Annotated in this window: 26 protein-coding genes, 1 pseudogene and 1 other annotated feature; of the genes and pseudogenes, 15 read left to right on the top strand and 12 right to left on the bottom strand. The window is 36.0% G+C overall.

Annotation, left to right across the window (positions count from 1 at the left end; all coding sequences use genetic code 11):
- Positions 1–58: 58 nt before the first annotated feature.
- On the bottom strand, positions 59–490 hold the full coding sequence (locus JHE06_RS10860) for a VOC family protein (RefSeq protein ID WP_201088771.1): 432 nt from the start codon (positions 488–490) through the stop codon (positions 59–61).
- A gap of 187 nt (positions 491–677) precedes the next feature.
- Between JHE06_RS10860 and JHE06_RS10855 the strand changes: the two genes are divergently transcribed.
- Together JHE06_RS10855 and JHE06_RS10850 are read left to right on the top strand one after the other, a co-directional pair.
- A complete protein-coding gene (locus JHE06_RS10855) occupies positions 678–1,526 on the top strand; it encodes an aldo/keto reductase (protein ID WP_201088770.1) in 849 nt (282 codons plus the stop codon).
- 42 nt (positions 1,527–1,568) lie between these two features.
- Entirely contained in the window at positions 1,569–2,072 is a 504-nt protein-coding gene (locus JHE06_RS10850) for a hypothetical protein (RefSeq protein ID WP_201088769.1), read from the top strand.
- A gap of 229 nt (positions 2,073–2,301) precedes the next feature.
- Here JHE06_RS10850 and JHE06_RS10845 read toward each other — a convergent pair whose 3' ends face one another.
- The 4 genes from JHE06_RS10845 to JHE06_RS10830 form a co-directional block, all read right to left on the bottom strand.
- Positions 2,302–3,717 carry a glycoside hydrolase family 1 protein gene (locus JHE06_RS10845; protein ID WP_201088768.1) on the bottom strand — a complete coding sequence of 472 codons (1,416 nt, stop codon included), beginning with the start codon at positions 3,715–3,717 and terminating at the stop codon, positions 2,302–2,304.
- 125 nt (positions 3,718–3,842) lie between these two features.
- On the bottom strand, positions 3,843–5,246 hold the full coding sequence (gene lacG / locus JHE06_RS10840) for a 6-phospho-beta-galactosidase (protein WP_201088767.1): 1,404 nt from the start codon (positions 5,244–5,246) through the stop codon (positions 3,843–3,845).
- Positions 5,246–6,946: a lactose-specific PTS transporter subunit EIIC gene (locus tag JHE06_RS10835; RefSeq protein WP_201088766.1), complete on the bottom strand. Its 1,701-nt coding sequence runs from the start codon at positions 6,944–6,946 to the stop codon at positions 5,246–5,248. Before JHE06_RS10835 ends, lacG begins: the two co-directional genes overlap by 1 nt.
- Before the next feature lie 13 nt (positions 6,947–6,959).
- Positions 6,960–7,271, bottom strand: coding sequence for a PTS lactose/cellobiose transporter subunit IIA (locus JHE06_RS10830; RefSeq protein ID WP_201088765.1), 312 nt, complete (start codon positions 7,269–7,271; stop codon positions 6,960–6,962).
- Between the two features lie 286 nt (positions 7,272–7,557).
- Here JHE06_RS10830 and JHE06_RS10825 point away from each other — a divergent pair, with 286 nt between their 5' ends.
- The 7 genes from JHE06_RS10825 to JHE06_RS10795 all read left to right on the top strand — a co-directional run bounded on the left by JHE06_RS10825 (position 7,558) and on the right by JHE06_RS10795 (position 12,977).
- Positions 7,558–8,352: a DeoR/GlpR family DNA-binding transcription regulator gene (locus JHE06_RS10825; RefSeq protein WP_201090047.1), complete on the top strand. Its 795-nt coding sequence runs from the start codon at positions 7,558–7,560 to the stop codon at positions 8,350–8,352.
- Between the two features lie 16 nt (positions 8,353–8,368).
- Positions 8,369–8,797 (top strand): galactose-6-phosphate isomerase subunit LacA, encoded by a 429-nt coding sequence (lacA, locus tag JHE06_RS10820; RefSeq protein ID WP_201088764.1) that lies wholly within the window; start codon positions 8,369–8,371, stop codon positions 8,795–8,797.
- A gap of 42 nt (positions 8,798–8,839) precedes the next feature.
- Complete coding sequence (gene lacB, locus JHE06_RS10815; RefSeq protein ID WP_201088763.1) at positions 8,840–9,358, top strand: galactose-6-phosphate isomerase subunit LacB; 519 nt, start codon at positions 8,840–8,842, stop codon at positions 9,356–9,358.
- 18 nt (positions 9,359–9,376) lie between these two features.
- Positions 9,377–10,324 (top strand): hexose kinase, encoded by a 948-nt coding sequence (locus JHE06_RS10810; RefSeq protein ID WP_201088762.1) that lies wholly within the window; start codon positions 9,377–9,379, stop codon positions 10,322–10,324.
- A 15-nt stretch (positions 10,325–10,339) separates the two neighbouring features.
- The gene (gene lacD, locus JHE06_RS10805; RefSeq protein WP_201088761.1) at positions 10,340–11,320 is read left to right on the top strand and encodes a tagatose-bisphosphate aldolase; all 981 of its coding nucleotides are present in this window, start codon (positions 10,340–10,342) and stop codon (positions 11,318–11,320) included.
- Positions 11,321–11,405: 85 nt separating this feature from the next.
- Positions 11,406–12,080, top strand: a complete 675-nt coding sequence (locus JHE06_RS10800; protein WP_201088760.1) for a DUF4867 family protein — start codon at positions 11,406–11,408, stop codon at positions 12,078–12,080.
- 18 nt (positions 12,081–12,098) lie between these two features.
- Complete coding sequence (locus JHE06_RS10795) at positions 12,099–12,977, top strand: aldose 1-epimerase family protein (RefSeq protein WP_201088759.1); 879 nt, start codon at positions 12,099–12,101, stop codon at positions 12,975–12,977.
- Positions 12,978–13,081: 104 nt separating this feature from the next.
- Here the strand turns inward: JHE06_RS10795 and JHE06_RS10790 are convergent, their stop codons facing one another.
- Positions 13,082–13,684: a hypothetical protein gene (locus tag JHE06_RS10790; RefSeq protein ID WP_201088758.1), complete on the bottom strand. Its 603-nt coding sequence runs from the start codon at positions 13,682–13,684 to the stop codon at positions 13,082–13,084.
- A 224-nt stretch (positions 13,685–13,908) separates the two neighbouring features.
- On the opposite strand from JHE06_RS10790, the gene JHE06_RS10785 reads away from it, so the two are divergent.
- From JHE06_RS10785 to JHE06_RS10775, 3 genes and pseudogenes are all read left to right on the top strand, one after another.
- On the top strand, positions 13,909–14,385 hold the full coding sequence (locus JHE06_RS10785; RefSeq protein WP_201088757.1) for a DUF2975 domain-containing protein: 477 nt from the start codon (positions 13,909–13,911) through the stop codon (positions 14,383–14,385).
- 10 nt (positions 14,386–14,395) lie between these two features.
- Positions 14,396–14,611: a helix-turn-helix domain-containing protein gene (locus JHE06_RS10780; RefSeq protein WP_201088756.1), complete on the top strand. Its 216-nt coding sequence runs from the start codon at positions 14,396–14,398 to the stop codon at positions 14,609–14,611.
- A gap of 123 nt (positions 14,612–14,734) precedes the next feature.
- Positions 14,735–15,976 (top strand): annotated as a pseudogene (locus JHE06_RS10775) (glycoside hydrolase family 3 N-terminal domain-containing protein); the annotation flags it as partial.
- A gap of 188 nt (positions 15,977–16,164) precedes the next feature.
- Here the strand turns inward: JHE06_RS10775 and JHE06_RS10770 are convergent.
- Positions 16,165–16,992: a sulfurtransferase gene (locus tag JHE06_RS10770; RefSeq protein WP_201088755.1), complete on the bottom strand. Its 828-nt coding sequence runs from the start codon at positions 16,990–16,992 to the stop codon at positions 16,165–16,167.
- A 292-nt stretch (positions 16,993–17,284) separates the two neighbouring features.
- Here JHE06_RS10770 and JHE06_RS10765 point away from each other — a divergent pair, with 292 nt between their 5' ends.
- Genes JHE06_RS10765 through JHE06_RS10755 form a run of 3 tightly spaced genes read left to right on the top strand, consistent with a single transcriptional unit; the run spans position 17,285 to position 20,527 of the window.
- Positions 17,285–18,580 carry a PTS sugar transporter subunit IIC gene (locus tag JHE06_RS10765; protein ID WP_201088754.1) on the top strand — a complete coding sequence of 432 codons (1,296 nt, stop codon included), beginning with the start codon at positions 17,285–17,287 and terminating at the stop codon, positions 18,578–18,580.
- 26 nt (positions 18,581–18,606) lie between these two features.
- Positions 18,607–19,353 carry a MurR/RpiR family transcriptional regulator gene (locus tag JHE06_RS10760; protein WP_201088753.1) on the top strand — a complete coding sequence of 249 codons (747 nt, stop codon included), beginning with the start codon at positions 18,607–18,609 and terminating at the stop codon, positions 19,351–19,353.
- A gap of 10 nt (positions 19,354–19,363) precedes the next feature.
- Positions 19,364–20,527, top strand: a complete 1,164-nt coding sequence (locus JHE06_RS10755; protein ID WP_201088752.1) for a MalY/PatB family protein — start codon at positions 19,364–19,366, stop codon at positions 20,525–20,527.
- Positions 20,528–20,811: 284 nt separating this feature from the next.
- Here JHE06_RS10755 and trpA read toward each other — a convergent pair whose 3' ends face one another.
- Genes trpA through trpD form a run of 5 tightly spaced genes read right to left on the bottom strand, consistent with a single transcriptional unit; the run spans position 20,812 to position 25,239 of the window.
- Positions 20,812–21,597, bottom strand: a complete 786-nt coding sequence (trpA, locus tag JHE06_RS10750; protein ID WP_236253511.1) for a tryptophan synthase subunit alpha — start codon at positions 21,595–21,597, stop codon at positions 20,812–20,814.
- Positions 21,590–22,771: a tryptophan synthase subunit beta gene (gene trpB / locus JHE06_RS10745; RefSeq protein ID WP_201088750.1), complete on the bottom strand. Its 1,182-nt coding sequence runs from the start codon at positions 22,769–22,771 to the stop codon at positions 21,590–21,592. The genes trpA and trpB overlap by 8 nt, the downstream gene beginning before the upstream one ends.
- Positions 22,768–23,385 carry a phosphoribosylanthranilate isomerase gene (locus JHE06_RS10740; RefSeq protein ID WP_058919389.1) on the bottom strand — a complete coding sequence of 206 codons (618 nt, stop codon included), beginning with the start codon at positions 23,383–23,385 and terminating at the stop codon, positions 22,768–22,770. Before JHE06_RS10740 ends, trpB begins: the two co-directional genes overlap by 4 nt.
- Positions 23,378–24,166 carry an indole-3-glycerol phosphate synthase TrpC gene (gene trpC, locus JHE06_RS10735; RefSeq protein ID WP_058919388.1) on the bottom strand — a complete coding sequence of 263 codons (789 nt, stop codon included), beginning with the start codon at positions 24,164–24,166 and terminating at the stop codon, positions 23,378–23,380. Before trpC ends, JHE06_RS10740 begins: the two co-directional genes overlap by 8 nt.
- Positions 24,166–25,239: an anthranilate phosphoribosyltransferase gene (trpD, locus tag JHE06_RS10730; protein ID WP_236253510.1), complete on the bottom strand. Its 1,074-nt coding sequence runs from the start codon at positions 25,237–25,239 to the stop codon at positions 24,166–24,168. The genes trpC and trpD overlap by 1 nt, the downstream gene beginning before the upstream one ends.
- A 79-nt stretch (positions 25,240–25,318) precedes the next feature.
- Positions 25,319–25,564: a binding site (T-box leader), on the bottom strand.
- Between the last annotated feature and the right edge of the window lie 37 nt (positions 25,565–25,601).

Below are 25,601 nucleotides of genomic sequence, written 5' to 3'. Positions count from 1 at the left end.
AACAAAAAAGGAAAACTGCCATCGCTGCAGTTCTCCTTTTTTTTGTATGGACAATGAATTAGTCAAACGTTTCTTTTAAGATATCAATTCTTTCTTCATAGCTCACTTCGCGGTGAATTTCATGCAGCATCCAAACATAACCAAAAGGGTCTAAAAACTGTGCATTTGAAATGCCGAATTCTTCCATTCTTGTTACACCTTGTATCTCTGAGCAGCCATTCTCAATAGCGGCTTGATAGGTCTTATCTATATCATTAACCATAATGTTGAACCAAAAAGATTGCGGATGACCTTCTTTAGGAGCTACTAAGTGGTATTCAGGGTTTTCGTCTAGCATATGAAAACGAGCTTCGAAAATAGTAAAGACAACTTCATTTGTGCCAGATTTAAAGTCAGACACTTCTACACGTTTAACCGGGAAGATCTTTTCGTATAATTTAAGAGCTTTTAAACTATCCTTTACAACAAAATCAAATTCTACAGCTTCCATTCATGATCCCTCGCTTTTATTTTTAGTATAGCAGAAAAGATTTTATTAAACATTAGTCGCGCTAAGTAGAAGGTATGTTTTTATTAGGAGATATTTCAGCTACTGAATGCGTATTACATGATAGACTTCTCTTAATCCTTTATACTGAATGATGTAAGCTATTATTCATGGAGAGGATGAAAGCAAGATGACAAAAACAGAAAAATTCGAATTAAATGATGGAACAAGTTTGCCGGCGATTGGATTTGGAACGGTAAATATTCAAGGAGCTAAAGGTGTGAACAGTGTTCTTACAGCGATTGATGCGGGTTATCGACTCATCGATACTTCAACCAACTATATGAATGAAGGTATGGTAGGAGAAGCGATTCGTCGTTCGACCGTTCCGCGCGAAGAATTGCTCATCAGTTCAAAACTACCAGGAAAAGCGCATGAATACGATAAGGCAATCAAAATGATTCAAGAATCGTTATATCGTATAGGCATTGATTATTTTGATAAATATCTGATTCACTGGCCGTTGCCTAAACAAGGCAAATACGAAGAAGCATGGCAAGCGTTGGTAGATGCACAAAAATTTGGTCTGATCAAAACGATTGGCGTATCGAACTTCTTACCAGAGCACCTTGAACGCATTATCGAAAAGACGGGTGTTACTCCTGCTACGAATCAAATTGAACGCCATCCCTACTTTAATAATAAAGAGTTGGTCAAAGCTAATAATGAACTGGGTATTTTAACAGAAGCTTGGAGTCCGTTTGGTCGTGAAATCAATGATGTATTGGAAAATGAAACCATTGTTGCGATTGCGGAAAAATATGGAAAAGAACCTGCTCAAGTCATTATCCGTTGGAATTTGCAAAATAACGTTATGCCCATTGTAAAAGCTTCTTCTTTCAGTCACCAAAAAGCCAATCTTGATGTCTTTGGTTTCGAACTAACAGAAGAAGACTGCCAAAAAATTGATGCTTTAGATAAAGGGGAAGCTGGCAGGGTAGAAGGGCAACACCCAAATGAATACGAAGAGTTTGATTAAACTTTTTTAAAATAGGTATAGAAGAAAGGCAGGTAAAGAGGTATGGTAGAAACTATTTATATTGAAGAAAACAAACCATTTCCGAATAATCCGCTTCCTGTTCTTTATTATCCTAAAGGAGTATCTGATTTATTGGATAAGACTGGTTCAGCAGAGAATGTACTAGCCCTATTTGAACAAAATGGTTATTCAAATGGCTGGGTGAACGGTATCTTTTCTTATCATCACTTTCATGCTACAACCCACGAAGTATTGGCTTGTATTGCTGGCGAAGCGACTGTGCAACTTGGTGGTCCGGATGCAGAAAAATACTCTTTTACTCGAGGAGATGTCTTACTCTTGCCGGCTGGAGTAGCTCACAAACGGATTGATGCAAGCCCTGATTTCAAGATAGTGGGTGCCTATCCTGTGGGACTTGAACCGGATATGCAAAAAGGCGAAGCAGAAAATTATGAGGTCATCAAACAACTGATTGCTTCTGTTGTTCGGCCAGCTAAAGACCCAGTTGAAGGGGAAGATGGAGCAGTGATTGAGTATTGGATTTAAAAATGTTCTTTTTTCTTCTATATTCTCTATTGACATTCATGCATTTCAGATAAAGATTTTTAGTAAGGCAGGTTGTTGCGGTGAAAAAACAACTTGTTATGGATAAGTTATATTTAAAAGTAGTGGGATCGCATAGATCAATTTTAAAAAAAGTTCTTCAAGAATTATTTCTCTTGAAGGACTTTTTAATTTTTGTACTAAATTAGAAAGTTATGTTCAGCCGAGATTTTTATTTTTCGAATAGATATTCTCCATTAGTTTCTATTACTTTTTTATACCAGTCAAAACTCCTTTTCTTGTATCTTTTCAAACTTCCGCTTCCGTCTTGCTGATAGTCAACGTATATAAATCCCCAACGCTTTAACATTGTGCCGGTTGTTCCGCTTACAAAATCAATTGCTGACCAAGTAGTATAGCCAAATACATTGATCCCATCTTTAATGGCTTCATTTATTTGTTTTAAATGATCAGAAACCAAATCGATTCTGTAGTCATCATTTACTGTCATGTTCCCATCTTTAGCTTCAATCAGTTCCTCTATTGCAGATGAACCATTTTCAGTGATGAACATAGGCAGTTTATACCTATCCCACAAGTAGTTTAATACTGTTCTTAGCCCAACTGCATCTATTTGCCAACCCCAGTCGTTTTGAGGAAGATAAGGGTTTTTCAGTTTTGAGAAGATATCTTCCATACCCTTTTTTTCTGCTGAAGCAACTCCTGTATTGTAATAACTGAAGGCTAGAAAGTCTACTTTGTTTTCTTTCATTATTTTTTTATCCTCTTCGGTGATAGTTAAGGTAATATTTTTTTCTTTAAAATATCTATCCATATACCAAGGATATTCTCCGTTTACTTGAATATCAGTAAAGAAATCTTGATAACGATTTTGCTTTACAGCTTCCCAAACGTCTTCAGGTTTTGGAGTCAATGGATATCGAAATGTTGAAACAAACGTACAGCTTATTTTTGCAGTAGGGTTTATTTTTTTTATGCACTCTATTGCTTTTGCGCTTGCTACGAACATATGATGAGCAGCTTGGTATTTTTCTTGTACTGTTACTTCATTTACTTCACTAATCCCAGCTTGATAAAAAGGCATCGCTAAAACAGCATTTATTTCATTAAATGTTAACCAGTATTTTACTTTGTCGCTATATCTTTCGACTACAGTTTTAACATATCTTAAGTAGAAATCAATGACTTTTCTATTTGCGAAGCCATTATATTTTTCTGCTAAATGAAGCGGCATTTCTGATGTGTGTGTAAGGGTAATTAAAGGGACAATATTGTATTTTTCTAATTCATCAAATAAGTTATCATAAAATTGCAAGCCCTCTTCATTAGGTTCTGTTTCGTCTCCTTTAGGGAAAATTCGCGACCATGCTATGGAAGTTCTAAATACTTTAAATCCTATCTCTCCAAATAAAGCTATGTCTTCTTTATACCGATTGTAAAAATCAATAGATTTCAACTTTAAGTTATCAGCTGTTGGTTCATCTGTTCTACCTTCAGCTGGAGAGGCAGGTACAACATCCGAAATTGCTAACCCTTTTCCATCTTGGTCATATGCTCCTTCGAAATGATAGGCTGCAGCTGCACTTCCAAATAAAAAATTTTCTCCAAAATAACTATCCTTATTCATATGTTTTATCTCCTTCATCTTATATTTTGCAGAAACTACATTAAAACCTCCGAATAGTTATAGAAGTATCTATAAGCATTGGAGGTTTTAAATGTGTGTTCAGCAATTATTAGTATAATTTGGACTTATTTGACTTCTTTTGTTCGAGCTAATTCTTTAAACCAATAAGCACTCTTTTTTGGGTATCGTTCTTGTGAATCAAAATCAATATAGAATAAGCCGTATCTCTTGTTATAGCCGTTAGACCAAGAGAAGACGTCCATTAACGACCATAAGAAATAACCTTTGACATTTACTCCATCTTCAATTGCTTTTGCGATAGCTTTCATATGCTCTCTGATATAATCGATTCTTGGTTCATCTTCGATGTTCCCATTATTGAAATCGTCTTTGTAGCCCATACCATTTTCTGTTACATAGATTTTTTTATAGTTTGGGTAATCATTTTTGACACGTACCATCATATCGTAAAGTCCTTCAGGATAGATAAGCCAATCCCAATCTGTACGCGGAATGTCCATATCAAACATTTTTTCTCCAACACCTTTTAGTCTGAAGACTGAAGTTCCTTTATCACCGGTTCCATTATGGAAAATTTCGCTTTCTCCATCATAGGCTTTAATAAAACTACTTTGATAGTAATTAATTCCTAAAAAATCGTTGAATTGGCTTGCTTTTTTCAATACATCTATATCGCTGTCTTTGATTTCAATGGATCCATTGTTAACATCAAGAATATGCTTTATAGCAGCCATTGTATCTTCTGTATAGAAACCTTTAAATGTTGCATCTAATAAAAATTGGTTTGCTAAAACATCATCTAAATGAGCAGCCTTTTTATCTACGGCACTGTTTGTATAAGGATAACGTGTTTCTAAAGAATGAACAATTCCAATTTTTCCTGGAGTGTCTAGTTCGTTGAACAAGACAACTGCTTTAGCATGTGCCACCATCATATTGTGCATAGATTGAACCAGTTTACCGAAGTCAAAACGAATTCCTGGCGGGAATGTACCCGTCAAGTATTGTCCGCTAGAAACGGGCCAAATTTCATTGAATGTAATCCAATAAGAAACTTCGTCTTTATATTCTTTAAAACAAAATTCAGCATAATCAACAAAATGTTGAATATTTTCTTTATTTAAAAAGTCATCTTCTTTATGCAAAGCTTCTGGAGTGTCAAAATGATGTAATGTTATAAAAGGTTCAACGTTTCTTTTATGACATTCTTGGAACAACTTGTGATAAAATTCGACTCCTTCAGGATTTGGAGTGCCGTATCCGTTAGGAAATATACGAGACCATGCAATAGAAATTCTTATTCCGTTTACTCCAAACTTCTCACTTAATTCTAAGTCGACAGGGTATTTATGGTAAAAATCACTTGCGGGGTCTGCACTGAATCTTCCTTGATCTTCTAAAAATGTATCCCAAGCAACTCTGCCTTTATTTCCTTCTTTAGTAGCTCCTTCTGCTTGATAAGCTGCGGTTGCACCGCCAAAAATAAAATCTTCAGGTAATTTAAACATTATATTCCTCCTCTAATTACTTCTTCATGTTGTTGTTCTTCTTCTTTGTTTTTATCTAATATAGTCATTACAAAATTCAATGCTCCTTTTGGATCTTTTGTAAGAGAAATATATTCTTTTCCTTGAGTTTTTACTAATTTTATATCTAACCTATCAGTATCTTTCTTAATATCTTGATAGTTAGAAGCCACCTGTGGTGCTAAAATAATCAAATCATAGTCTTTCATAATATCATAATGAGCTCCGTAAGAACCTGCAGCAGAGTTAATTGGAACATTATATTCTTTTGCACCTTTTGCAAGTGCATTAGCTAACAATCCGCTTGTTCCACCTCCTGCACATAATACTAATACATTTTTTTCATCGTAATTTTTATTAGTTTCAATAACTAAGTCTTCATTTTCTGAAAGCGAATGAGTTTCTACATCAACATTTTCTTGCTCTTTTTCTAACTGTTCTTTGTCATATACTTTGAAGAAAGGATAGTAAATCAATATATCCATGACTAGCAGTAAAGCAGCCAGTACAAACGCAAGAGGTGCTAATCCAGTACCAAAGATCAACCCTATAGGGCCAGGAGCTGTCCATGGTAAGAAATAAACGAAACTATTCATACCTAAGAAATCAACAAAAGCTTTAAAAACCCAAACATTTAAAATAGGAGCAAGAATAAAAGGGACAAAGAAAATTGGATTTAATACTATTGGAGCGCCAAAAAGAATTGGCTCATTCACTCCAAAAGATGTAGGAATGAAAGAAGCTTTACCAATAGCTTTGTTTTGTTTCGACTTACCCATTAGCATAAACATATACGGCACGACGAATGTTGCGCCTGTGCCTCCTAAAGTAGCGACAAAATATTGTAATCCAGGAGTTAAGGCATGTATTGCTTGTTCTCCTGATTGTAGTAAACGCAAGTTAGCATCAAGGTTCAAGTAAATTATTGCAGAAACAGCTGGTTCTACAATAGAAGGGCCATGAATTCCAATGAACCAAAAGAATGACATTGCTCCATATATGAGAGCTAACCCTAAGTAGCCGTCTGCCGCTGTGAATAATGGCTGGAACATCTCGATAACCGTTTGAGCAAAACTAGCTCCTACAATACTCCGCATCAATGTGTCTATAATAAACAATAACAAACTGGAAGCAGCGAAAGGAAGTAAGTCTTTAAATGTTTGAGAAATGTTAGGAGGAACTTCTTCCGGCATCTTTATAGTTATATTATTTTTTATGAATATATTGTAGACATTCACTACAATAAAAGCAGATACGAACGCAGACAGTAAACCAGTTGTTCCTAAATATGCGCTAGCAAATCCTCCTTCAATTGGATCAGAAGAAAGTAACAAGAAACCAACTATCGCAGCTAACATAGTAGAAATATTATTTATTTGGTTATTTTTCGGCAAATCTCTATTGAATGAATCTGTCAGTGATTTTGCAGTTGTACCTGCTACTAGCAGCCCTAATACACCCATTGAATAGTTATAGGGTTTTACAATCAATACTTCAACACTTTCACTCCAATAAAATCCAAATATATTAGGAACGTAAGCAATTAGCATAAAAATACTTGAAAATAGTACGACTGGCATAGCAGCAATAAAACCATCTTTAACTGCTCTTAAATATTTGTTTCTAGACATTTTCTCGAAAAACGGTTTCATTCTTTCTATTTGTGCAATCAAATTATTCATTTAAATCATCCTCTCATCCTTTTTTGTAAAGAGTTACCAGATGTTGAGTTAGATCCTTCAGCAGAAGAGTTGTCATAAGATGATCTTGACCGTGAACCATAATAAAACCTACTTCAACACTTTCTCCCGCAGCTTCTTGAGCCAACATTTGTGTTTGGGTATTATGTGCTTCTTTAATGCTTTCATTAGCGTCTACTATTAATTGATCAGCTTCTTCATATTTGCCCTCCTTTGCACAATTAATTGCGTCTAGCAATTGCGATCTTGCTTCTCCAGCATAAGCGACGATTTCGAAACCTATCATATTAGCTTCTTCTCTATTCATATTTATTCTCCTTTCAAAACATGTTTGTATGTGTTTTTTTATGTTTCTTTTTGTTAAATCCAATATATCAACATTATAATTAAAAGTCAACCGCTTTCAAAACATTTTATTTCTCTTCGAAAACCTTTTTATGCACTTTTTTTAAAATATATTAGTTTTAAATTTAAAAAAATGTTTAATTTATAGATAATATTGACAACTCAGTTTGAAAATGTTAGATTATGTTTGTGAAGAACAAAAAGAAACATTTTGTGATTTCGAAAATTACTAGAAAGGAGGAAATTATATATTGAAAAGAGATAGACTATTAACCATTTTAGAAGAAGTAAATAAAAACGATATTGTGAAGATATCTGATTTGATTCAAAAACTAAAAGTATCGGATATGACCGTTCGTCGAGACTTAGATGAATTAGCGAGCAGCGGGAAAATCATCCGACTGCATGGGGGAGCACAGAGTGTTAAGAGCGGAATCATTTATGAAGCTTCTCATATTGAAAAGCGCGAACTTCATATCGATGAAAAAAGAAACATAGCTCAAATGGCAGCTGCTGAAATTCAAGATGGTGAAACAATTTTTATTGGACCTGGTACAACTTTAGAATTATTAGCAAGCTATATAAATGTGAATTATTTAAGAGTAGTTACTAATAGTCTGCCAGTATTCGAAAACTTTCAAAAAGAAAAGCCTCAAATTGAACTGGTTTTAACTGGAGGAACTTTTCGACAACGTTCTGGAGCCTTTATAGGAGGATTAACAAACGAAACAATTGAAAAATTAAAATTTAACAGAGCTTTTGTTGGGGTCAATGGGATAAGAAATGAAAGCGTAATGACTGCAGATACAGAAGAAGGGCAAACACAAAAGGTAGCTCTAAATAATGCACGAGTTAAATATATACTGACTGATTATCACAAATTAAATAAAGATGACTTTTATCAGTTTTATAGCTTATATGATATCGATTGCTTAATCACAAATCATGAAGTAACAGATGAAATTTTGGCACATTATCAACAATATACTAAAGTAAAAGTAACAGACAGCAAAAATAACAACGAACAAAAAAACAGCAACTAGCAAAGGGGATTGTACAATGAAAATCGCATTAGGTTCAGATAAAAAAGGATTTGAGTTAAAAGAAACTATAAAGAAATACCTACAGGATAAAGGTCATAGTATTTTAGATGTAACAGAAGAACCGGCTGAAGATTTCGTAGATTCATCAACAGCAGTTTCAAAAGTTGTTTTAGAGGGAAGGGCAGATCGTGGTTTAATGTTTGATGAATATGGCGCAGGCTCATTTATGGCAAGTAATAAAATAAAAGGAATGATCACTGCCAATGTGACAGAAGAAAGAACAGCACATATGACAACAGAACATAACGGAGCAAAAGCAATAGCTATTGGCTCAGGAATTGTTGGTCCAGCTTTAGCTAAAAGTATCGTTGATTCATATTTGGATATTGAATATGCTGGTGGTCGTCATCAAGTCCGAGTAGATATGCTTGAAAAAATGATTTAATAAGGTGCAGAATTTAAAAATTAAACTAGGAGGAATTAACTTATGATTATTGCAATTGGTAACGATCATATCGTAACAGATGTAAAAATTAATATTTCTAACTTTCTAAAAGAACAAGGTCATGAGGTTATTGATGTTGGAGCTTATGATACGAGTCGTACACATTATCCGATCTACGGTAAAAGAGTTGGGGAATTGGTAAGTGACGGAAAAGCAGATAGAGGAATTGTTTTATGCGGAACAGGTGTTGGAATTACAGTAGCAGCTAATAAAAATGACGGTGTTCGTGCTGCATTAGTTAGTAATGCAGCAATTACTCGATACATGAAAGAAGAATTAGATATCAACGTTATTGGCTTCGGTGGAACAACGGTTGGGAAATTTTTAGCGGAAGATATTGTTTCCGTTTTCTTGAATACGGAGTATAAGGAAACACCTGAAAATAAAAAAATAATCGAAAAAATTAATGCAATTGCACCTAAAAATCCTGAACAACACGACAATTCGGATTTCTTTAAAAAAGAACTTGATTTGTGGGATGAAGGATACTACCACGATTAACTTAAAGGAGTTGTATTTATGTTGAAATCAATTTTAGCAATTACAATGAATCCATCGGTAGATATTTCTTATCCATTAGGATCCCTACAATTAAATGCAGTCAATCGAGTAGAAGACGTGAGTAAAACTGCTGGAGGAAAAGGATTGAATGTTGCTCGAGTACTGTATCAGTTAGGTTCTCCAGTAATTGCTTCGGGCGTTCTGGGCGGAACTATTGGGAACTTTATTGAAAAACAATTGGATGAGACCGGAATAAGCCATGATTTTATGACCATCAATCAAGAATCGCGCAATTGCATCGCTATTTTGCATGATAATATGCAGCAGACAGAAATATTAGAGCAAGGACCACTTTTAACTGACCAAAATGAAGTCGATTTTCTAGCACATTTTGAAAAACAATTAGAAAACGCAGCTGTGGTGACTATTTCAGGAAGTTTACCTGAAGGTCTGAGTAAGCAATTATATGCTGAAATGGTTAGAATCGCTTCAACTAAGGATATTCCAGTTTTGCTTGATAGTTCGGGTGAATCGTTAAGAGCCAGCTTAACTGGAAATAATAAGCCGTTTTTGATTAAACCTAATCAAGAAGAAATTGCACAGTTAATTCAAGAACCCATAACGGATTTAACAAAACTACAACAAATTTTAACGGATAATCCGCTATTTAAAGACATCGAGTGGATTGTTGTTTCTTTAGGAGCGGATGGCGCTTTGGTTAAACATAGAGACCAATACTTCCGTTTAACGATTCCTAAAATTGACGTTGTTAACCCAGTAGGTTCAGGAGATTCAACAGTTGCTGGATTAGCTAGCGCAATAGCAAAAAAAGATGATAATATCAAAATAATGACAACAGGTATGACAACGGGCATGCTGAATACAATAGAAAGACAAACTGGGTTTGTCAATACAGATTTATTTGCTGAATATTATGGAAAAGTAATGATAAAAAAATTAAATTAAAGGATGCGAAAACTCATGACGCCGAACAAACTAGCAAATTTAAAAAAACTATCAAATGAAAGCGGTGTAATAGCTGCATTGGCGATAGACCAACGTGGTTCATTGAAAAAAATGTTAGCTTCAGCAGCAAATAAACCAGCCAATGAAGAGGATATTGTCGAATTTAAGAAAGTGATTTCTTCTGAATTAACACCATTTTCTACTTCGATCTTACTAGATCCAGAATATGGCTTACCTGCTTCAAAATTACGTGCTGATGGTACAGGATTATTAGTTGCGTATGAAAAAACAGGATATGACGCAACAGAACCTGGACGTTTACCTGATTTATTAGAAGAATGGTCTGTCCAACGTCTAAAAGAAGCCGGAGCAGATGCGATTAAGTTCTTACTGTATTACGATGTAGACGAAGATGAAAAAATTAATGACTATAAGCACGTTTACATGGAACGTCTTGGATCAGAGTGCGCAGCAGAGGATATTCCTTTCTTCTTAGAATTGCTTTCATATGATGCAACAAATGATGATATTAAAAGTGCAGAGTATGCTAAAGTAAAACCTCATAAAGTTAATGAAATGATGAAAGAATTTTCTAAACCACGTTACAAAGTCGATGTGTTAAAAGTTGAGATACCAGTAAATATGGATTATGTTGAAGGATACAATTCGAATAATGCAGCTGTTTATACCAGAGACGAAGCAAAGAAATACTTTGTTGAACAAAGCGAAGCAACACAGTTACCATTTATCTTCTTAAGTGCAGGCGTATCAGCTAAAATGTTTCAAGATACATTGAGACTTGCATATGAAGCTGGTTCTCAATTCAATGGAGTTCTTTGCGGCCGTGCAACATGGCGCAACGGAATCGAATCGTTTGCTAAAGACGGTGAAAAAGCGGGTAAAGAATGGATGAATACAGTTGGGAAGAAAAATATAGAAGAATTAAATGCTGTATTAAACGAAACGGCTGTTTCATATTTTGATAAAATAAAATAAATTTAATAACTGTTAAAAGACACAATTAACTATGCTTTTTTTATAATTGTGTCTTTTAACATTATCTTTCTGGAGAGGTGAGTAAATGGAGACGATTGATAAAATTTGTGATGAAAATAAACAATACAAGATATATAATGTAACGGATCCTGAATTTAAAGTATTCGGAAATCTTCTTAGTGGGTATGATTTAACAGAGATTCAAAAATATGCAAAAGAAAATATAAAAATTCCTAAAGAAGGAAATATTTATAGACCTTCTAATGCTGAATTGGAAAACTTTGAAGTGATCAAAGAAATAGAATCAGATGTTTATGCCGGGCTTCCAATTGAAGCAGGTGAATGTGCAGGACAGAATTCTTCTTTTTCCGCTTTTGAATTTCATCAAGGCAGTGAAGTTAATATAGTTTTAACGGATATTATTATGGTTTTAGGAAAACGCGAACAAATAATTAATGGTTATTTTAATGCTCAAGAAGACGCTGAGTTGTTCTTTGTTCCTGCAGGGAGTATAGTTGAGATGTATAGTACAACACTTCATTACAGCCCTTGCAAAGTCGATGAAAATGGGTTTGAAATAATTGTTATTCTAATTAAAGGATCAAACGAGTCTTTAAAAAGTAACTTTAAAAGTAGAAATAACCAAGTTGTAAAAATGAATAAATTTCAAATGGTACATAAATCAAGAAAAGATAAAATAGAGCAAGGGATAAAAGTAGGATTATCAGGTGAATTAATTAAGATTAACCCAATTTTATAAAATGATGGAGGAAAGCTAATGCTGAAATTAGAAAATGACCAATTACTTGTTGAAGTAGCTGCACAAGGAGCAGAGCTGCAAAAAATTTATCATAAAAAAGAAAAATTTGAGTATCTTTGGGATGGAAATCCTGGTTTTTGGGGAAACCATGCACCGAATTTATTTCCAATTATTGGTCGTTTAAATGAGTACAAATACAACAAAGATGGCCAAACTTACGAATTGCCGCAACATGGGTTTGCGAAAGATTTTGAATTTGAAGTAGCAGAATCTTCCGCTGCAAAAGCAGTGTTTGTGTTGAAACCAAATGAAGAAACACAAGCAATGTATCCATATGATTTTACTCTAACGATTACTTATAGTTTAGAAGGTCCTGAACTTAAGGTGGCTTATAAAGTGAAAAACCATTCCGCTGAAACAATGCCGTTTTCAATCGGAGGCCATCCTGCATTTAATATTCCAATGAATTGCGAAGGAACTTACGATGACTGTACATTGACCATTGATCCTAAAAAAGAAGTCAGTTATTTCGAAAGTGATCCAGTTCCTTACCCAAGCGGTGACAAGAAACCCTTTAAAGACATGGAAAACGGTATTTTAAAAATGAACCATGAAACATTCCGTGATGGACTGATCATTATAGATGAACCAACTCTTGAAACGGTTACGTTAGCATCGCCTAACAATAAACATGGAGTTACAGTTGATGTTTCAGAGTTTACTTATTTATGCTTATGGACTAAAGAACAAATGAATGCACCTTTTATTTGTATCGAACCATTCTATGGACTTCTAGATGTCACCGGAGAAGTTGGAACGCTTGAAGAAAAAGAAAACATTATCTTGTTAGAAGCAGACGAACAAAAAGATGTCGCCTTTACGATTGCAACATTCTAAGAATGAAATGAACCAAAAACTCAACATTCATAAAAGCACAACTCGTTTTAAAAAGTATGCTGCCTCCCTAATATTAGAGGCGCAGCATACTTTTTTGTTTGAAATCAATATTTCTTTTTTGGGTGCCGATCAATTACTTCTGGGTATTTAGCAAGCAATTCTTCTCCAGCTGGCGTCAGTTGGTAACCTCTGATTTTGAAATATGGAGCGAGTTGCTCTTCTGTTAATTGTTCTTTAGCTAATTCCATTAATTCTGTTTTGTTCAGCTTAGAATAGCCAGTCAGTCCAAATTGTTTGAAAATGGCTTTTAACTGTGCAGCATTGAGGTGAGTTAATGAGTCAGTTGCCGAAAGTTCTTTCGCATAACCCATTTGTTGGACTTCATCTAATGCTTGTTTTGCGTTGATGCCGTAATCGTATTCAAAATATTTTGGAAAAACGCTCGTATTCGTAAATGTACCAAAATTTATGCGCCATAATAAAATAAGGTGACCAGGTAAGATATCTTCCTCGAAACGAATCATGTTTCGTTTTGGGACAGTATTTCCTGAGCCGATACTGACCGAGTTTAACCACTCTTCCAAATCACGGTTTGGCGATATATAAGGTGCTTCTGCATAATCCTGATAGAGTGAGAGAACGTTTTGTACGTCTTTTTTCTTTAAATCTAAATGACTATTTTGTTTATCGATGTTAGTTGTATTCATTAGAATCTCCTTTCCATGATAAATAATTATGATTCTCTTCTATTTTGATAAATGATAGAAGAGAAGTCAATAGATTTAAAAAGTATTCAGTCCTATTTTCTCACTATTTTTATATTTGTTTATTTAATATAGTTTAAGAAAAACGTAAATCGATATAAATATATTGTAATGCGATAAATAAGGTGCTAAAGTAAAATAAATAATTATTAAATGAGGTGTTTTTTATGAAAAAAGGTACTACACTCTTTTTAAAGTTAGCTGTTCTTCTTATTGGGCTCCCAGTTCTTGCATTAAGTTTATTTGGATTGACCTGGTTAATTAATAATCCAGCAAGCCCAGCCTATAATCAATTATTATATCCCATTTTGATTGGTATATATGTATCTGTATTCCCATTTTTCGCTGCTTTATACCAAGCGTTTAAGCTATTAAATCATATTGATAGGAACCAAGCTTTTTCTGATCTATCAGTTAAAGCGTTAAAAAATATCAAGTTTTGTGCACTGCTAATCAGTGGCTTATATTTGGTGATTTTGCCATTTATTTTTGGCTTAGCCCAAATGGATGATGCCCCTGGTCTAGTCTTAGTCGGAATGGTTCCTGTTTTTGCTTCACTGGTGATTGCCGTTTTTGCTGCAGTTCTGCAGAGGCTGTTACAAGGAGCGATTAAGATAAAATCAGAAAATGAATTAACGGTCTGAGGTGAATAATATGGCAATTATAATCAATATTGATGTGATGTTGGCTAAAAGAAAAATGAGCGTAACGGAACTTTCGGAAAAGGTTGGAATTACGATGGCGAATCTTTCTATATTAAAAAATGGAAAGGCAAAAGCGATCCGGTTATCCACATTAGAAGGAGTTTGTAAGGCTTTAGAATGCCAGCCGGGAGACATTTTGGAATATAAGAGCGATGAAGATGTTTAAGGATAATAAAATAAATAAAGTAGGTTCAGATTCATTTAACTAGTGGGTAATTTATTTGTTCACGGTTTGAATATCTCAGAAAGATTCTAACTTAAAGGATAAAGTATCCAGTTTTTGGTGATTACAGAAGCAGGCGGAAACGGCGCTTGTACTGACGGAACGTACATTGGGCATGAAGTGAAAGCCGCTGCAACAAATGATCCGAAATACGCATATGAAATGGGTCGCGTATCCAGTGTTGAAGCAGCTGCGATTGGATGCAACTGGAGTTTTGCTCCAATCGTTGACATCAACCGCAACTGGTGCAACCCAATCAACTCAAATCGTACTTGGTCAGCTACTTTAACCCAGATGCAACCATTAAAGAAAGAACATTCCCTGCAACACTAAACAAATATATTTTAATAGATTTATTGCGCGATAAAAATGGAATTCAATGGGTTAGTTGTTACGGATGCGAGCCACATGGTTGCTTTAACTTCTCCAATGAAACGTAAAGACATGTTGCCGGCAGCAGTTGCAGCTGGTTCGGACTTGTTCTTGTTCTTTAATGATCCAGACGAAGATTTCCAATGGATGATGGAAGGGTACGAAAACGGCGTTATTACGGAAGACCGTTTACAAGAAGCGTTAACGCGTATTTTAGGAACTAAAGCAGCGTTAGGTTTGCACAAAAAAGGTAAAACTGAAATTATGCCGCCTAAAGAAGAAGCTCTAGCTAAGATCGGTTTGCCTGAAAACAAGAAAATTGCTGAAGAAGTTGCGGACAAAGGCATTACTTTGGTTAAAAACAACGAAAATATTTTCCCGATTTCACCAGCAAAACAAAAACGTGTTTTATTAGTAGACATTAAAGGTGTAGAAGGCGGCTTTGGTGCTTTAATTGGTGGAAGTGGTCCAAAGTCTTCTGAAATGTTGAAAGAAAGATTAGAAGCTGAAGGCTTTGAAGTACGCATTTGGGAATCTGCGATGGATAAAATCATGAAGCTTCCTGAAGAAGAGATGAAAGCTGCTATCGCAAATGTTTACGCTCAAAAACGTCCGATTTCAGAACTAACAGACAACTATGACTTGATTATCAACTTGGCAGTAGTTAACCCAAATACAGATCAACGAATCCAATGGCCTGCAAGTAAAGGTACACCAGATATTCCATTCTACGTGCAAGAAGTACCGACAATCTTTATTTCATTATTGTCACCATTCCATTTGGCAGACGTACCTCAAGTTCAAACGTACATCAACACTTACGACAGCAAAGACTTTACTGTAGATGCTTTAGTAGAAAAAATGTTGGGACGCTCTGAATTCGTTGGCGTTAGTCCAGTTGACGCATTCTGTGGGTTTGAAGACACTAAATACTAAGAGTACATGATGCTTACCGCTTATTAGTCGTTAATTGGAGACTGATAAGGGAATAAGGGCCAAACAAAACAACCAAACAGGCTGAATCCTCTAAAGGATCCCGCCTGTTTGGTTGTTTTTTATTAAGTTTGCCAATAAAACAACAACTTTAGTTTAAAATTTACGGATATCGTAAGCTCGATATCTTTTTAATCTTTTACTACCTCGTTATCATCGTAACTGACCCAATCACTGTAGCCGCCTGGATACAACTTGGGTTTCAAACCTGCTTCTTCCATGAATAACATATTGACTGTTCCGGTTATGCCTGAACCGCAGTGGACAATGATTTCCTCGTATTTATCAAGAGATTTGAACTTCTCGTTTATATTTTCGATATCTATTATCGTGCCTTCATTGACCAAATCCATCCAAGGATAGTTTAGGGCGTTAGGAATATGCCCAGGCAATTTATCTAAAGGCTCTATTTGTCCCGAATACCGTTCATGTGCTCTGGAATCGACAATGGCTGTAGAGGTTGATGCAGTAGCTGTTTTTACCTCTGATATCTCAGCGATCATGGCTGAATTTAGATTTAAATTTAAAGATGTAGATAATCTAGGTTTTGTAGTAGTCGTAGTCGTTTTTAGACAGTTATCAATCCAATGCTTCATGCCGCCTTCTAATAAAAATACATTATCCTTACCAGCATATTTTAACAGCCACCATAGCCTGCCCGCCATGGCCAAATTTCCATCATCATAAATGACTAGTGTAGAGGAATCATTGATTCCTAAATTTTTCATCTCGTCAATAAAGATTTTCATATCCGGTAAGGGATGTCTGCCGCCATGAGGGCCAATTTCACCGGTCATCGTATTTTCCATGGAGACGAAGTGAGCCCCGCTAATATGTCCTTCTTTGTACTGATTAAACCCAGCATTAGCGTCATTCAATTCTGCGCGGGCATCTAGTATGATTAAATCATCGTTTAAACGATTCTCCAGCAACCACGATTGTGTAACAAAATTCTTCATATGTCCTCCTAAGTAGATAAATTATTTAAAAAAATAAAAAAATAGTCTTATATTAAGCTAATTTAGTTATCCTAAATATAGAATAAGGATTGTTACTTAGTATACAATACATCGCAGATAGATTCATTGTAGCTAAAGTATAGGTACATATAAACTCATAATCATTATCATTTTGTATGTTAGAAAAAAAGTACTGATATGCTGGAAAATTTTCCATAAACAGGAATATGCATTTACAAGAGAATCTTCTATAATGAAAGCGTAATATGTTTATAGAAAAGGAGATTTATTTATGGATAAACTGATAACTTTTATTGAAGAAAAAATGGTTCCAAAAGTTTCTAAAGTTACAAATATGAATTACTTTATTGCATTACGTTCAGGGTTTTTAGTTATAATGCCGTTAACTATCATTGGTTCATTATTTTTATTAATTATGGATTTTCCTATTCCAGGATATAGTGATTTTATGGCTTCTATCTTTGGAAATGATTGGTCTTCTTATTTAAGTAGTGCCTCTAAAGCTACTTTTGATATGTTAGGATTATTTACAGCTGGCACATTTGCTTATAAATTAGCAGAAACTTATAAGATGGACCGTTTATCCAATATGGTTTTAGCGATGGTATCTTATATTGTTGTGACACCTAAAGAAGTATTGACAGAAACAAATGAAATCGTTGGCAATGTACTGCCGTTTAATTGGTTGGGAACAAAAGGAGTTATTACTGCTATGATTGTTGCAGTATTAACTGTTGAAGTTACTCGTCTTTGCGAGAAGAAAAATTTAATTATCAAAATGCCTGAAAGCGTTCCGGATATGGTATCTAAAGCATTCAGTTCTCTAATTCCAGGGTTTTTAGTGGTCTCTCTTATGCTGATTTTGGGCGGTATAGCAACACACTTCTCTGGTTCTTTACATGAATTAATTTATAGTATCATTCAAATTCCATTACAAGGATTTACTTCAAATGTTTGGATTATTGCTATTGTAGGAGGACTAAACGGATTTTTATGGTGGTTTGGTGTTCATCCAACAGTTGTTAATTCTATTATGTATCCTTTATTAAATGCTAATTCTGTTGAAAACTTAGATTTATATCAACAAGGAAAACTAACGTTTGAAACTGGAAATGTCGGAACAACTCAAATGCTAGACCAATTTGCAACCATTGGCGGAGCAGGTATAACATTAGGATTAGTGATTGCTATGCTAATTGTCGCAAAATCATCTAGACTAAAAGCTATGTCAAAACTTAGTGCTGTTCCTTCTTTATTTAATATTAATGAGCCCATTGTATTTGGATTGCCGATTATGTTTAACCCGTTACTATTGATTCCAGTTACATTAGCGCCAATTATCTCTGTTTTAATAGCTTACTTTGCAATGGCTATCGGATTCATGCCTATATTTAATGGTGTCTTAGCGCCATGGACCACGCCTCCAATCGTTTCTGGGTTTTTAGTAGCTGGTTGGCAGGGAGCAGTTGTTCAAGTAATTGCAGTTGCCGTTTCCGTTGTTATCTATTATCCTTTTGTTAAAGCATTAGACCAACAATATTTAAACGATGAAAAGGTAAAAGTTTAAACAATACTATTGAAAAGGTGATTATCATGAGTTTGCAAAAACAAATATCCCTACATGCAGATAGCTTAACGGATATGGAAAAGAGTCTTCTTCATAACATTATTGAAAATAAGGAAAATTTTGAATACGAAAAATTCACGATCGCTTTACTCTCTGATACATTTAACGTGTCTAAAACAAGCGTTCATAGGCTGGCCAAAAAGTTGGAGTACTCAAGCTTTCTGCATTTTAAAGATGAATTCTTTTTACGCTTTCGCATAAACGAGGACATGGTAATTGAAAAAAATAGCGAAGTCGATTTACTCTTGGACACATTTCATGCTGTTCAAGAATCGATTACGTCAAAAATGATACAAGAATTGATAGATGCTAAACGGATTACTATATATGGAATGGGTATGAACAGTTTTATTGGGAAAATGTTCCAAATAAAATTACAGCTGCTAGGAAAACATGTAGAGCAATACGATGACTCGAGATATATGAGGGTTTCTGCACGGAATTTACAAGAAAAAGAAGATATTGTCATTGTTCTATCAAGAAGCGGCAGACCGCCTGAGCTACTAGAAGCAGTGGTTGAAATCAGTTTGAAAAAAATCTATATTCTTTTGATTACTGAACAGCATGGCTCTCCTCTTGAAAGCCTTGCTACTGAAGTATTGTATACTTCGCACAGTCCTGATTCTGATTCGGATATAGATACTCGGTTGAATTCTCATATTGCTATGAATGTCATTATGAAGAAATTTATAGAAGCAAGTAAGAAAGGATAAGATTACCACATTGAACGAATTTAATAGTCTTTTAGACAGAAGAGGGAATGGCTCTAAAAAGTGGGATACAAATTATATTGAAAAACGATTTAAAACAAGAAGAGAAGATATTTATCCATTATTTATCGCAGATACTGATTTTAAACCGGATAAAAAAGTTCAAGAAAAATTTATTGAAGTAATTAAAAAAGGTGACTTTGGTTACTTTGATATTAGTGATGCTTTTTTTAATAGTATTGTGAATTGGTACCAAAGCAAACTAATGACTAGTATAGATAAATCATGGATAATTCCTGCTAATGGAACAATTGCAAGCCTTCATTTAGCTGCACATGCGGTAGCAGACGACAAACCTATCTTGATTTTTACTCCTGTCTATGGTGTATTTAAAGACATTGCGAGTAATTTTGGAGAAATGGTTACTTTTCCTTTAAAATTAGAAGAAAATGAGTATACAATTGATTTTGCATTACTAGAAGTCACCATAAAAGAAAAGCAGATAAAAACGATTTTATTTTGTAATCCGCATAATCCTTCTGGTAAAATCTGGTCAAACGAAGAACTTACAAAGCTTGTCTATTTGTGTAAATCATATGGAATTGTTCTTCTGTCAGATGAAATTCACGGCGAAATCAATGTGTCAGACAAGCCGTTTAGTTCTCTAATTCACTATATGGAAGACTATTCTAAGATCATTGTCAGCAGTTCTCCAAATAAATCATTTAATTTATCAGGCATAAATGCGTCTTATCTCATCATAAAAAATGAAGCCTTACGAGCCGTTACAAATACAGAATTAAAAAAATTTCATATTACAATCAATCGAATAGGGATGGAATTTATTACTATCGTCTACAAATACGGCAATGATTGGCATGATAGAATGATACAGCAAATTAAAATAAACATTCAGTTAGTTAAAACTCTGTTAAAGTCCTCTCAAATCCAATTCGAGGAACCTGATTCTGGTTATCTTATTTGGATGAAATTAAATAAAATTGAGAATATAGATTCGTTTGTTATTGAACTAGCGAAGGAAACAGGTGTTTTAATTGAGACCGGATCTCGTTTTATCGAGAACTACGAAAATTATGTAAGAATAAACGTAGCGACTAGCCCTATACTACTAGAGGAAGCTATAAATAAGTTCAAATTATTCTACGATCAATATTAATACTATAAACAATGATAGTAAAAAAAGTAGGGAAAAGACGATTTATAAATGTCTTTTTCCTATTTTTTTAAAAGTTTAGAAGAATGAACAATCTTGACTTTGGACAGTAAAAAATACGAAACACATTTTTGTTTCTTTACAACATGCTGTGTATGTCATATTATTTTTACTTGATAGTTACAAACATTGGTGTTCATTATACTTGTCATTTACTTTTTATGGTGATAAGAAGATAGTCGTTTTTCGTTCCCATAAAGGTTTCAAAATAGAGAAGAAACTAATTATTATACTTCTATACGGTCTCCCATAGCCATTACCATACTGTTAATGTATTGATGAACAGCATCTGGAGATTCTGTTCCTTTTTCTGCGATAATATTGACGATTGCACTTCCAACGATCACGCCATCTGCTGCTTGAGAAATCTCTTTTGCTTGTTCGGGGGTGGAGATGCCAAAGCCAATGGCACAAGGAATGTCACTGACTTCTCTAACTTTTTTGATGATGTCTGCGATATTGGTGCTGATATTGCTGCGGACTCCGGTTACTCCAAGAGAAGAAACGACGTATAAAAATCCCGTAGCTTCTTTGGCGATTTTATGGATTCTTTCATCAGAAGAAGGAGCGATCATAGAGATGTGCTCAACACCGTATTGTCTGCAAGCACCAGAAATGACGTGTTTTTCCTCGAAGGGCATGTCTGGAACGATGATCCCGTCCACTCCAACTTCTTGGCAGCGGGCCATAAATTTATCCACGCCATACACAAAAACGGGATTGAGATAAGTCATCAAGACAAATGGTGTTGTGATGTCTTCGCGCAAATCCTGCACCATTTGAAAAATATCATCCACATTGATGCCATTTGATAGTGCCCGTTCGTCCGCTTGTTGGATGGCAGGACCTTCAGCTACAGGGTCAGAAAAAGGGATGCCGATTTCAATGAGGCTTGCGCCGGCGTCTACAGCTTTTCGAATGACCCGTTTAGTGGTAGCGATCGTGGGATCTCCAGCTGTAATAAAAGGAATAAAGGCTTTCTTGTTTTTAAATGCTGCTGCTATTCTACTCACGGATATCCACTCCTTTGTAACGTGCAATGGCAGCCACATCTTTGTCTCCTCGCCCGGATAAACAGACGACGATCACTTGATCTTTGTCCATTTCGGGAGCGATTTTTTTAGCATAGGCAATGGCATGCGAGCTTTCGATTGCGGGTATAATGCCTTCGGTTCTCGATAAGTAGCCAAAAGCTTCAACCGCTTCTTCATCGGTAATGGATACATAGGTCGCTCTGCCAATATCGTGCAAATTAGCATGCTCAGGGCCAACTCCTGGGTAATCTAGACCCGCAGAAATAGAATAAACGGGAGCGATTTGTCCATAACTGTCTTGGCAGAAATAAGAGGACATGCCATGGAAAATACCTTGTGTCCCAACGGCGAGAGTAGCGGCTGTTTCTTTGGTATCAATTCCGCGGCCGGCAGCTTCACAGCCGATCAGTTGCACATCTTCATCTTCTATAAAATCATAAAACATTCCAATGGCGTTGCTTCCGCCTCCAATACAAGCCATAACCATATCTGGAAGTTTGTTTTCTCTTTCCAGAATCTGGACTTTTGTTTCTTCGCCGATGACTTTTTGGAAATCTCTTACCATGGTAGGGAAGGGGTGAGGACCCATCACTGAACCGATAGCATAGTGTGAATCTTCGAAATTAGAAGTCCAGTCTTTCATAGCTTCATTGACGGCATCTTTTAATGTCCGCGTACCCGTAGTTACTGGAATGACTGTCGTGCCCAGCAGTTCCATCCGGAAAACATTCAATGCTTGTCTTTGGGTGTCTTCTTCTCCCATGTAAACTACGCACTCCATATCCATCAGAGCTGCAGCAGTAGCAGTGGCTACTCCATGTTGGCCAGCGCCTGTTTCAGCGATGATTCGGGTTTTTCCCATTTTTTTTGCTAGCAAAACCTGACCAAGCACATTATTGATTTTATGGGCGCCGGTATGATTCAAATCTTCTCTTTTTAAATAAATTTTTGCACCGCCGAGTTTTTTTGTCATTTTTTCAGCATAATACAAAAGAGAAGGGCGACCAGCATAAGTGGCTAGCAAATGGTTCAGCTCAGCGTTAAAATCCGCATCCTCTTTATAAAAATCGTAAGCTGTTTCCAATTCCGCAATGGCATTCATCACCGTTTCTGGAATAAATTGCCCACCGTGTTTTCCAAAATAGTTTTTCATGCTGTAACCTCCTGTATATTTGATAACAATTGAATAATCTTATTTCTGTCTTTGTATCCATCGGTTTCAACACCGCTGGAAATATCAACGGCATAAGGATGCAGCTGTTGAATGGCTTGCTTGATGTTTTGAGGGTTCAAGCCGCCTGCTAAAAAATAGTCTTCTTTTTTATCTCTCAACATTTCCCAGTTGAACGTTTTTCCTGTTCCGCCCATCTTGTTTCCGTGATAGGCATCATAAAGCAAGTAGTCAGCTGCATAGGACCGATTCAGATTGGATTCAGAAGAGACTCGAACGGCTTTGATGATTTTTGCATCTGTCTGTTGTGCCAATTCTTTTAAGTACTGGTCGTCTTCATCCCCATGCAGCTGAATCAAATCGATGACTTGTTCATTCACTAGCTGCAAAATCGATTCGACGGGTTCATTCACAAAAACGCCCACCGTTTGTATCCGACGGTCCAGATGGCGACGGAGAATTTCTGCTTCTTGAAAAGTGATTCTCCGAGGGCTTTTTGCAAATACAAAGCCAGCAAAATCGGGCAAAGTTTCATTTAAAATAGCACTATCTTCCAAACGGCGGATGCCGCAGATTTTGACTTTTGTTTTAGACACTCAAGACACCACGCAATTCTGCTAATTTCGCTTGTTTATCTGTTGCTTGCATCAATGTTTCGCCAATTAGAACACCGTTTACGGCCTTTTCTTCTAACAGGGATATGTCTGCTCGCGTTTTAATGCCGCTTTCCGCTATAAAAAGGATATTTTGGGGCACCTGATTTCGAAGCAGAACAGCATTTTGGATATCGACTTCAAATGTCTTCAAGTTTCGGTTGTTGACGCCGATGATGCGTGGATTTATGGATAAGGATTTTTTGAGTTCTGACTGAGAATGAACTTCTACCAAGGCTGACATTCCTAGAGTGTGTGCCAACTCTTGATACCGTTTCAGTTCTTCAGTTTCCAATAAAGCAGCGATCAACAGAATGGCATCAGCACCAATAACTTTGGATTCATAAATTTGGTACTCGTCGACGATAAAGTCTTTTCTTAAAATCGGAATCGAAGTAGTCCGTTTGATTTTAGATAAAAATTTATTTTCACCTTGGAAAAAATCCGGTTCAGTCAATACCGATAGCGCAGCTGCTCCAGCAGCTTCATAGGATTGAGCAATCGTTTGATATGGAAAATCCACTGCGATCACACCTTTTGATGGTGAAGCTTTTTTTACTTCACAAATGAAACTCATATTTGATGCTGCTAAAGCTGTTTCAAAAGGAAAATCTTGTTCAATAGGCAATGCAAAGGCTTGTTTTTTTAAATCTTCTAAAGCGAGTTTTTCTTTTGCGCGTGCCACTCGGTGTTTGGTTGCGGCTGAGATTTTATCGAGTATCATTATTTATTCACCTCATTTGAAAGTTGTTTGAATTGCTCCATTTTTGCTAAAGCTTGTCCGCTGTCGATCAAGTCTGCAGCTTGCAAGATAGCTTCCATAATGGAAAGATTATCTTTAGCTAAGTAAATAGAGAGCCCGGCATTGCAGATAACGGTGTCTCGTTTGGCTCCTGTTTCTCCAGAAAGAACTGCTAATGTAATGCGGGCATTTTCTTCAGGACCGCCGCCAGTCAACTCTTCTTTATGGCAATAGTCAAATCCATATTCTGCAGGATCAAACTGGAAATGGCGGATAGTGCCGTTTCGGATTTCAGAAACTTCTGTGGTGGTCGTCAGCGTGATTTCGTCTAATCCGTCATTTCCGCAGAAAACCATCGCTTTTTCCATTCCCAAATTTTTAAGCACTTCGGCTAAAGGTTTTACCAATTGTGTATTGTATACTCCCAGCATTTGCATTCGAGCACCCGCAGGATTTGCCAAAGGTCCGAGCAAATTGAAAAGAGTTCTGATTCCAATTTCTTTGCGCACAGGAGCAGCATATTTCATTGCCGGATGATAGGTGGGAGCGAACATAAAGCACATGCCTAACTCTTCTAATATTTTTTCGCTCTGCAAAGCCGTTAGATGGATATTCATGCCCAATGCTTCAAGCACATCTGCACTGCCGCTTTTGCTGGAAGCACTGCGATTTCCATGTTTCGCTATAGGGACCCCAGCTGCTGCAATCACAAAAGCAGAAGTAGTAGAAATGTTGAAGGTATAAGCTTCGTCGCCTCCTGTACCTACGATATCAAGAGTATTTGCCAAAGAATGAACTTTTTCAGAATAGTTTCTCATTACTGAAGCTGAAGCCGTGATTTCTTCTACGGTTTCACCTTTCAGACGCAAAGCCGTGAGGTAAGCGGAAATTTGAGCGTTAGTCGCTTTGCCATCCATGATTTCTGCCATTGCTTCTGTAGTTCGTTCGTAGCTCAAGTGCTCGCCATTCATTAATTCAGAAATGGCTGTTTTAATACCTGCTTTCTTTATTGGGGAAGTCATTGTCTCAGGAGTCTTTAGTTGTTTGAGAGCCATTTTTTTATCATCCTTTCTATTGATCAATTAGGTCCATATACGTATTTTTTCGTACAAAAAAAGCCCTTGTCCCTCTATAAAAAGGGACAAGAGCTTAGACTCCTGCGATACCACCCAAATTGACGCTGTTATAGCGCCCACTCGTTTTACATACTATCATATGTACCCTGCTTGTTAACGGATAGGGTTTCCCGTCAGCTCCTACTATGATTTCAGAGCTGCCCTCTCTAGTCCATTCAAGAAAATTCCTGTTGCCGTATTCTCACCATTGACGGCTCTCTTTAAACATTCATCATTCTCTACTACTCTAGATTATCGGTTTGGTTAAAATTGATTAAGTTAGATTCATTTAAATTTAATGT

The organism is Carnobacterium sp. CS13 (genome assembly GCF_016653495.1).
GTDB lineage: Bacteria > Bacillota > Bacilli > Lactobacillales > Carnobacteriaceae > Carnobacterium_A > Carnobacterium_A antarcticum.
The sequence above is the reverse complement of the archived record's forward strand: the minus strand, read 5'-3'. Positions and strand labels throughout refer to the sequence as shown.

Excerpts from the sequence above, each read along its gene's own strand:
- JHE06_RS10860 (WP_201088771.1), bottom strand. The coding sequence starts at position 490 with ATGGAAGCTGTAGAATTTGATTTTGTTGTAAAGGATAGTTTAAAAGCT.
- JHE06_RS10855 (WP_201088770.1), top strand. The coding sequence starts at position 678 with ATGACAAAAACAGAAAAATTCGAATTAAATGATGGAACAAGTTTGCCG.
- JHE06_RS10850 (WP_201088769.1), top strand. The coding sequence starts at position 1,569 with ATGGTAGAAACTATTTATATTGAAGAAAACAAACCATTTCCGAATAAT.
- JHE06_RS10845 (WP_201088768.1), bottom strand. The coding sequence starts at position 3,717 with ATGAATAAGGATAGTTATTTTGGAGAAAATTTTTTATTTGGAAGTGCA.
- lacG (WP_201088767.1), bottom strand. The coding sequence starts at position 5,246 with ATGTTTAAATTACCTGAAGATTTTATTTTTGGCGGTGCAACCGCAGCT.
- JHE06_RS10835 (WP_201088766.1), bottom strand. The coding sequence starts at position 6,946 with ATGAATAATTTGATTGCACAAATAGAAAGAATGAAACCGTTTTTCGAG.
- JHE06_RS10830 (WP_201088765.1), bottom strand. The coding sequence starts at position 7,271 with ATGAATAGAGAAGAAGCTAATATGATAGGTTTCGAAATCGTCGCTTAT.
- lacA (WP_201088764.1), top strand. The coding sequence starts at position 8,369 with ATGAAAATCGCATTAGGTTCAGATAAAAAAGGATTTGAGTTAAAAGAA.
- lacB (WP_201088763.1), top strand. The coding sequence starts at position 8,840 with ATGATTATTGCAATTGGTAACGATCATATCGTAACAGATGTAAAAATT.
- JHE06_RS10810 (WP_201088762.1), top strand. The coding sequence starts at position 9,377 with ATGTTGAAATCAATTTTAGCAATTACAATGAATCCATCGGTAGATATT.
- lacD (WP_201088761.1), top strand. The coding sequence starts at position 10,340 with ATGACGCCGAACAAACTAGCAAATTTAAAAAAACTATCAAATGAAAGC.
- JHE06_RS10800 (WP_201088760.1), top strand. The coding sequence starts at position 11,406 with ATGGAGACGATTGATAAAATTTGTGATGAAAATAAACAATACAAGATA.
- JHE06_RS10795 (WP_201088759.1), top strand. The coding sequence starts at position 12,099 with ATGCTGAAATTAGAAAATGACCAATTACTTGTTGAAGTAGCTGCACAA.
- JHE06_RS10790 (WP_201088758.1), bottom strand. The coding sequence starts at position 13,684 with ATGAATACAACTAACATCGATAAACAAAATAGTCATTTAGATTTAAAG.
- JHE06_RS10785 (WP_201088757.1), top strand. The coding sequence starts at position 13,909 with ATGAAAAAAGGTACTACACTCTTTTTAAAGTTAGCTGTTCTTCTTATT.
- JHE06_RS10780 (WP_201088756.1), top strand. The coding sequence starts at position 14,396 with ATGGCAATTATAATCAATATTGATGTGATGTTGGCTAAAAGAAAAATG.
- JHE06_RS10770 (WP_201088755.1), bottom strand. The coding sequence starts at position 16,992 with ATGAAGAATTTTGTTACACAATCGTGGTTGCTGGAGAATCGTTTAAAC.
- JHE06_RS10765 (WP_201088754.1), top strand. The coding sequence starts at position 17,285 with ATGGATAAACTGATAACTTTTATTGAAGAAAAAATGGTTCCAAAAGTT.
- JHE06_RS10760 (WP_201088753.1), top strand. The coding sequence starts at position 18,607 with ATGAGTTTGCAAAAACAAATATCCCTACATGCAGATAGCTTAACGGAT.
- trpB (WP_201088750.1), bottom strand. The coding sequence starts at position 22,771 with ATGAAAAACTATTTTGGAAAACACGGTGGGCAATTTATTCCAGAAACG.
- trpC (WP_058919388.1), bottom strand. The coding sequence starts at position 24,166 with ATGATACTCGATAAAATCTCAGCCGCAACCAAACACCGAGTGGCACGC.
- trpD (WP_236253510.1), bottom strand. The coding sequence starts at position 25,239 with ATGGCTCTCAAACAACTAAAGACTCCTGAGACAATGACTTCCCCAATA.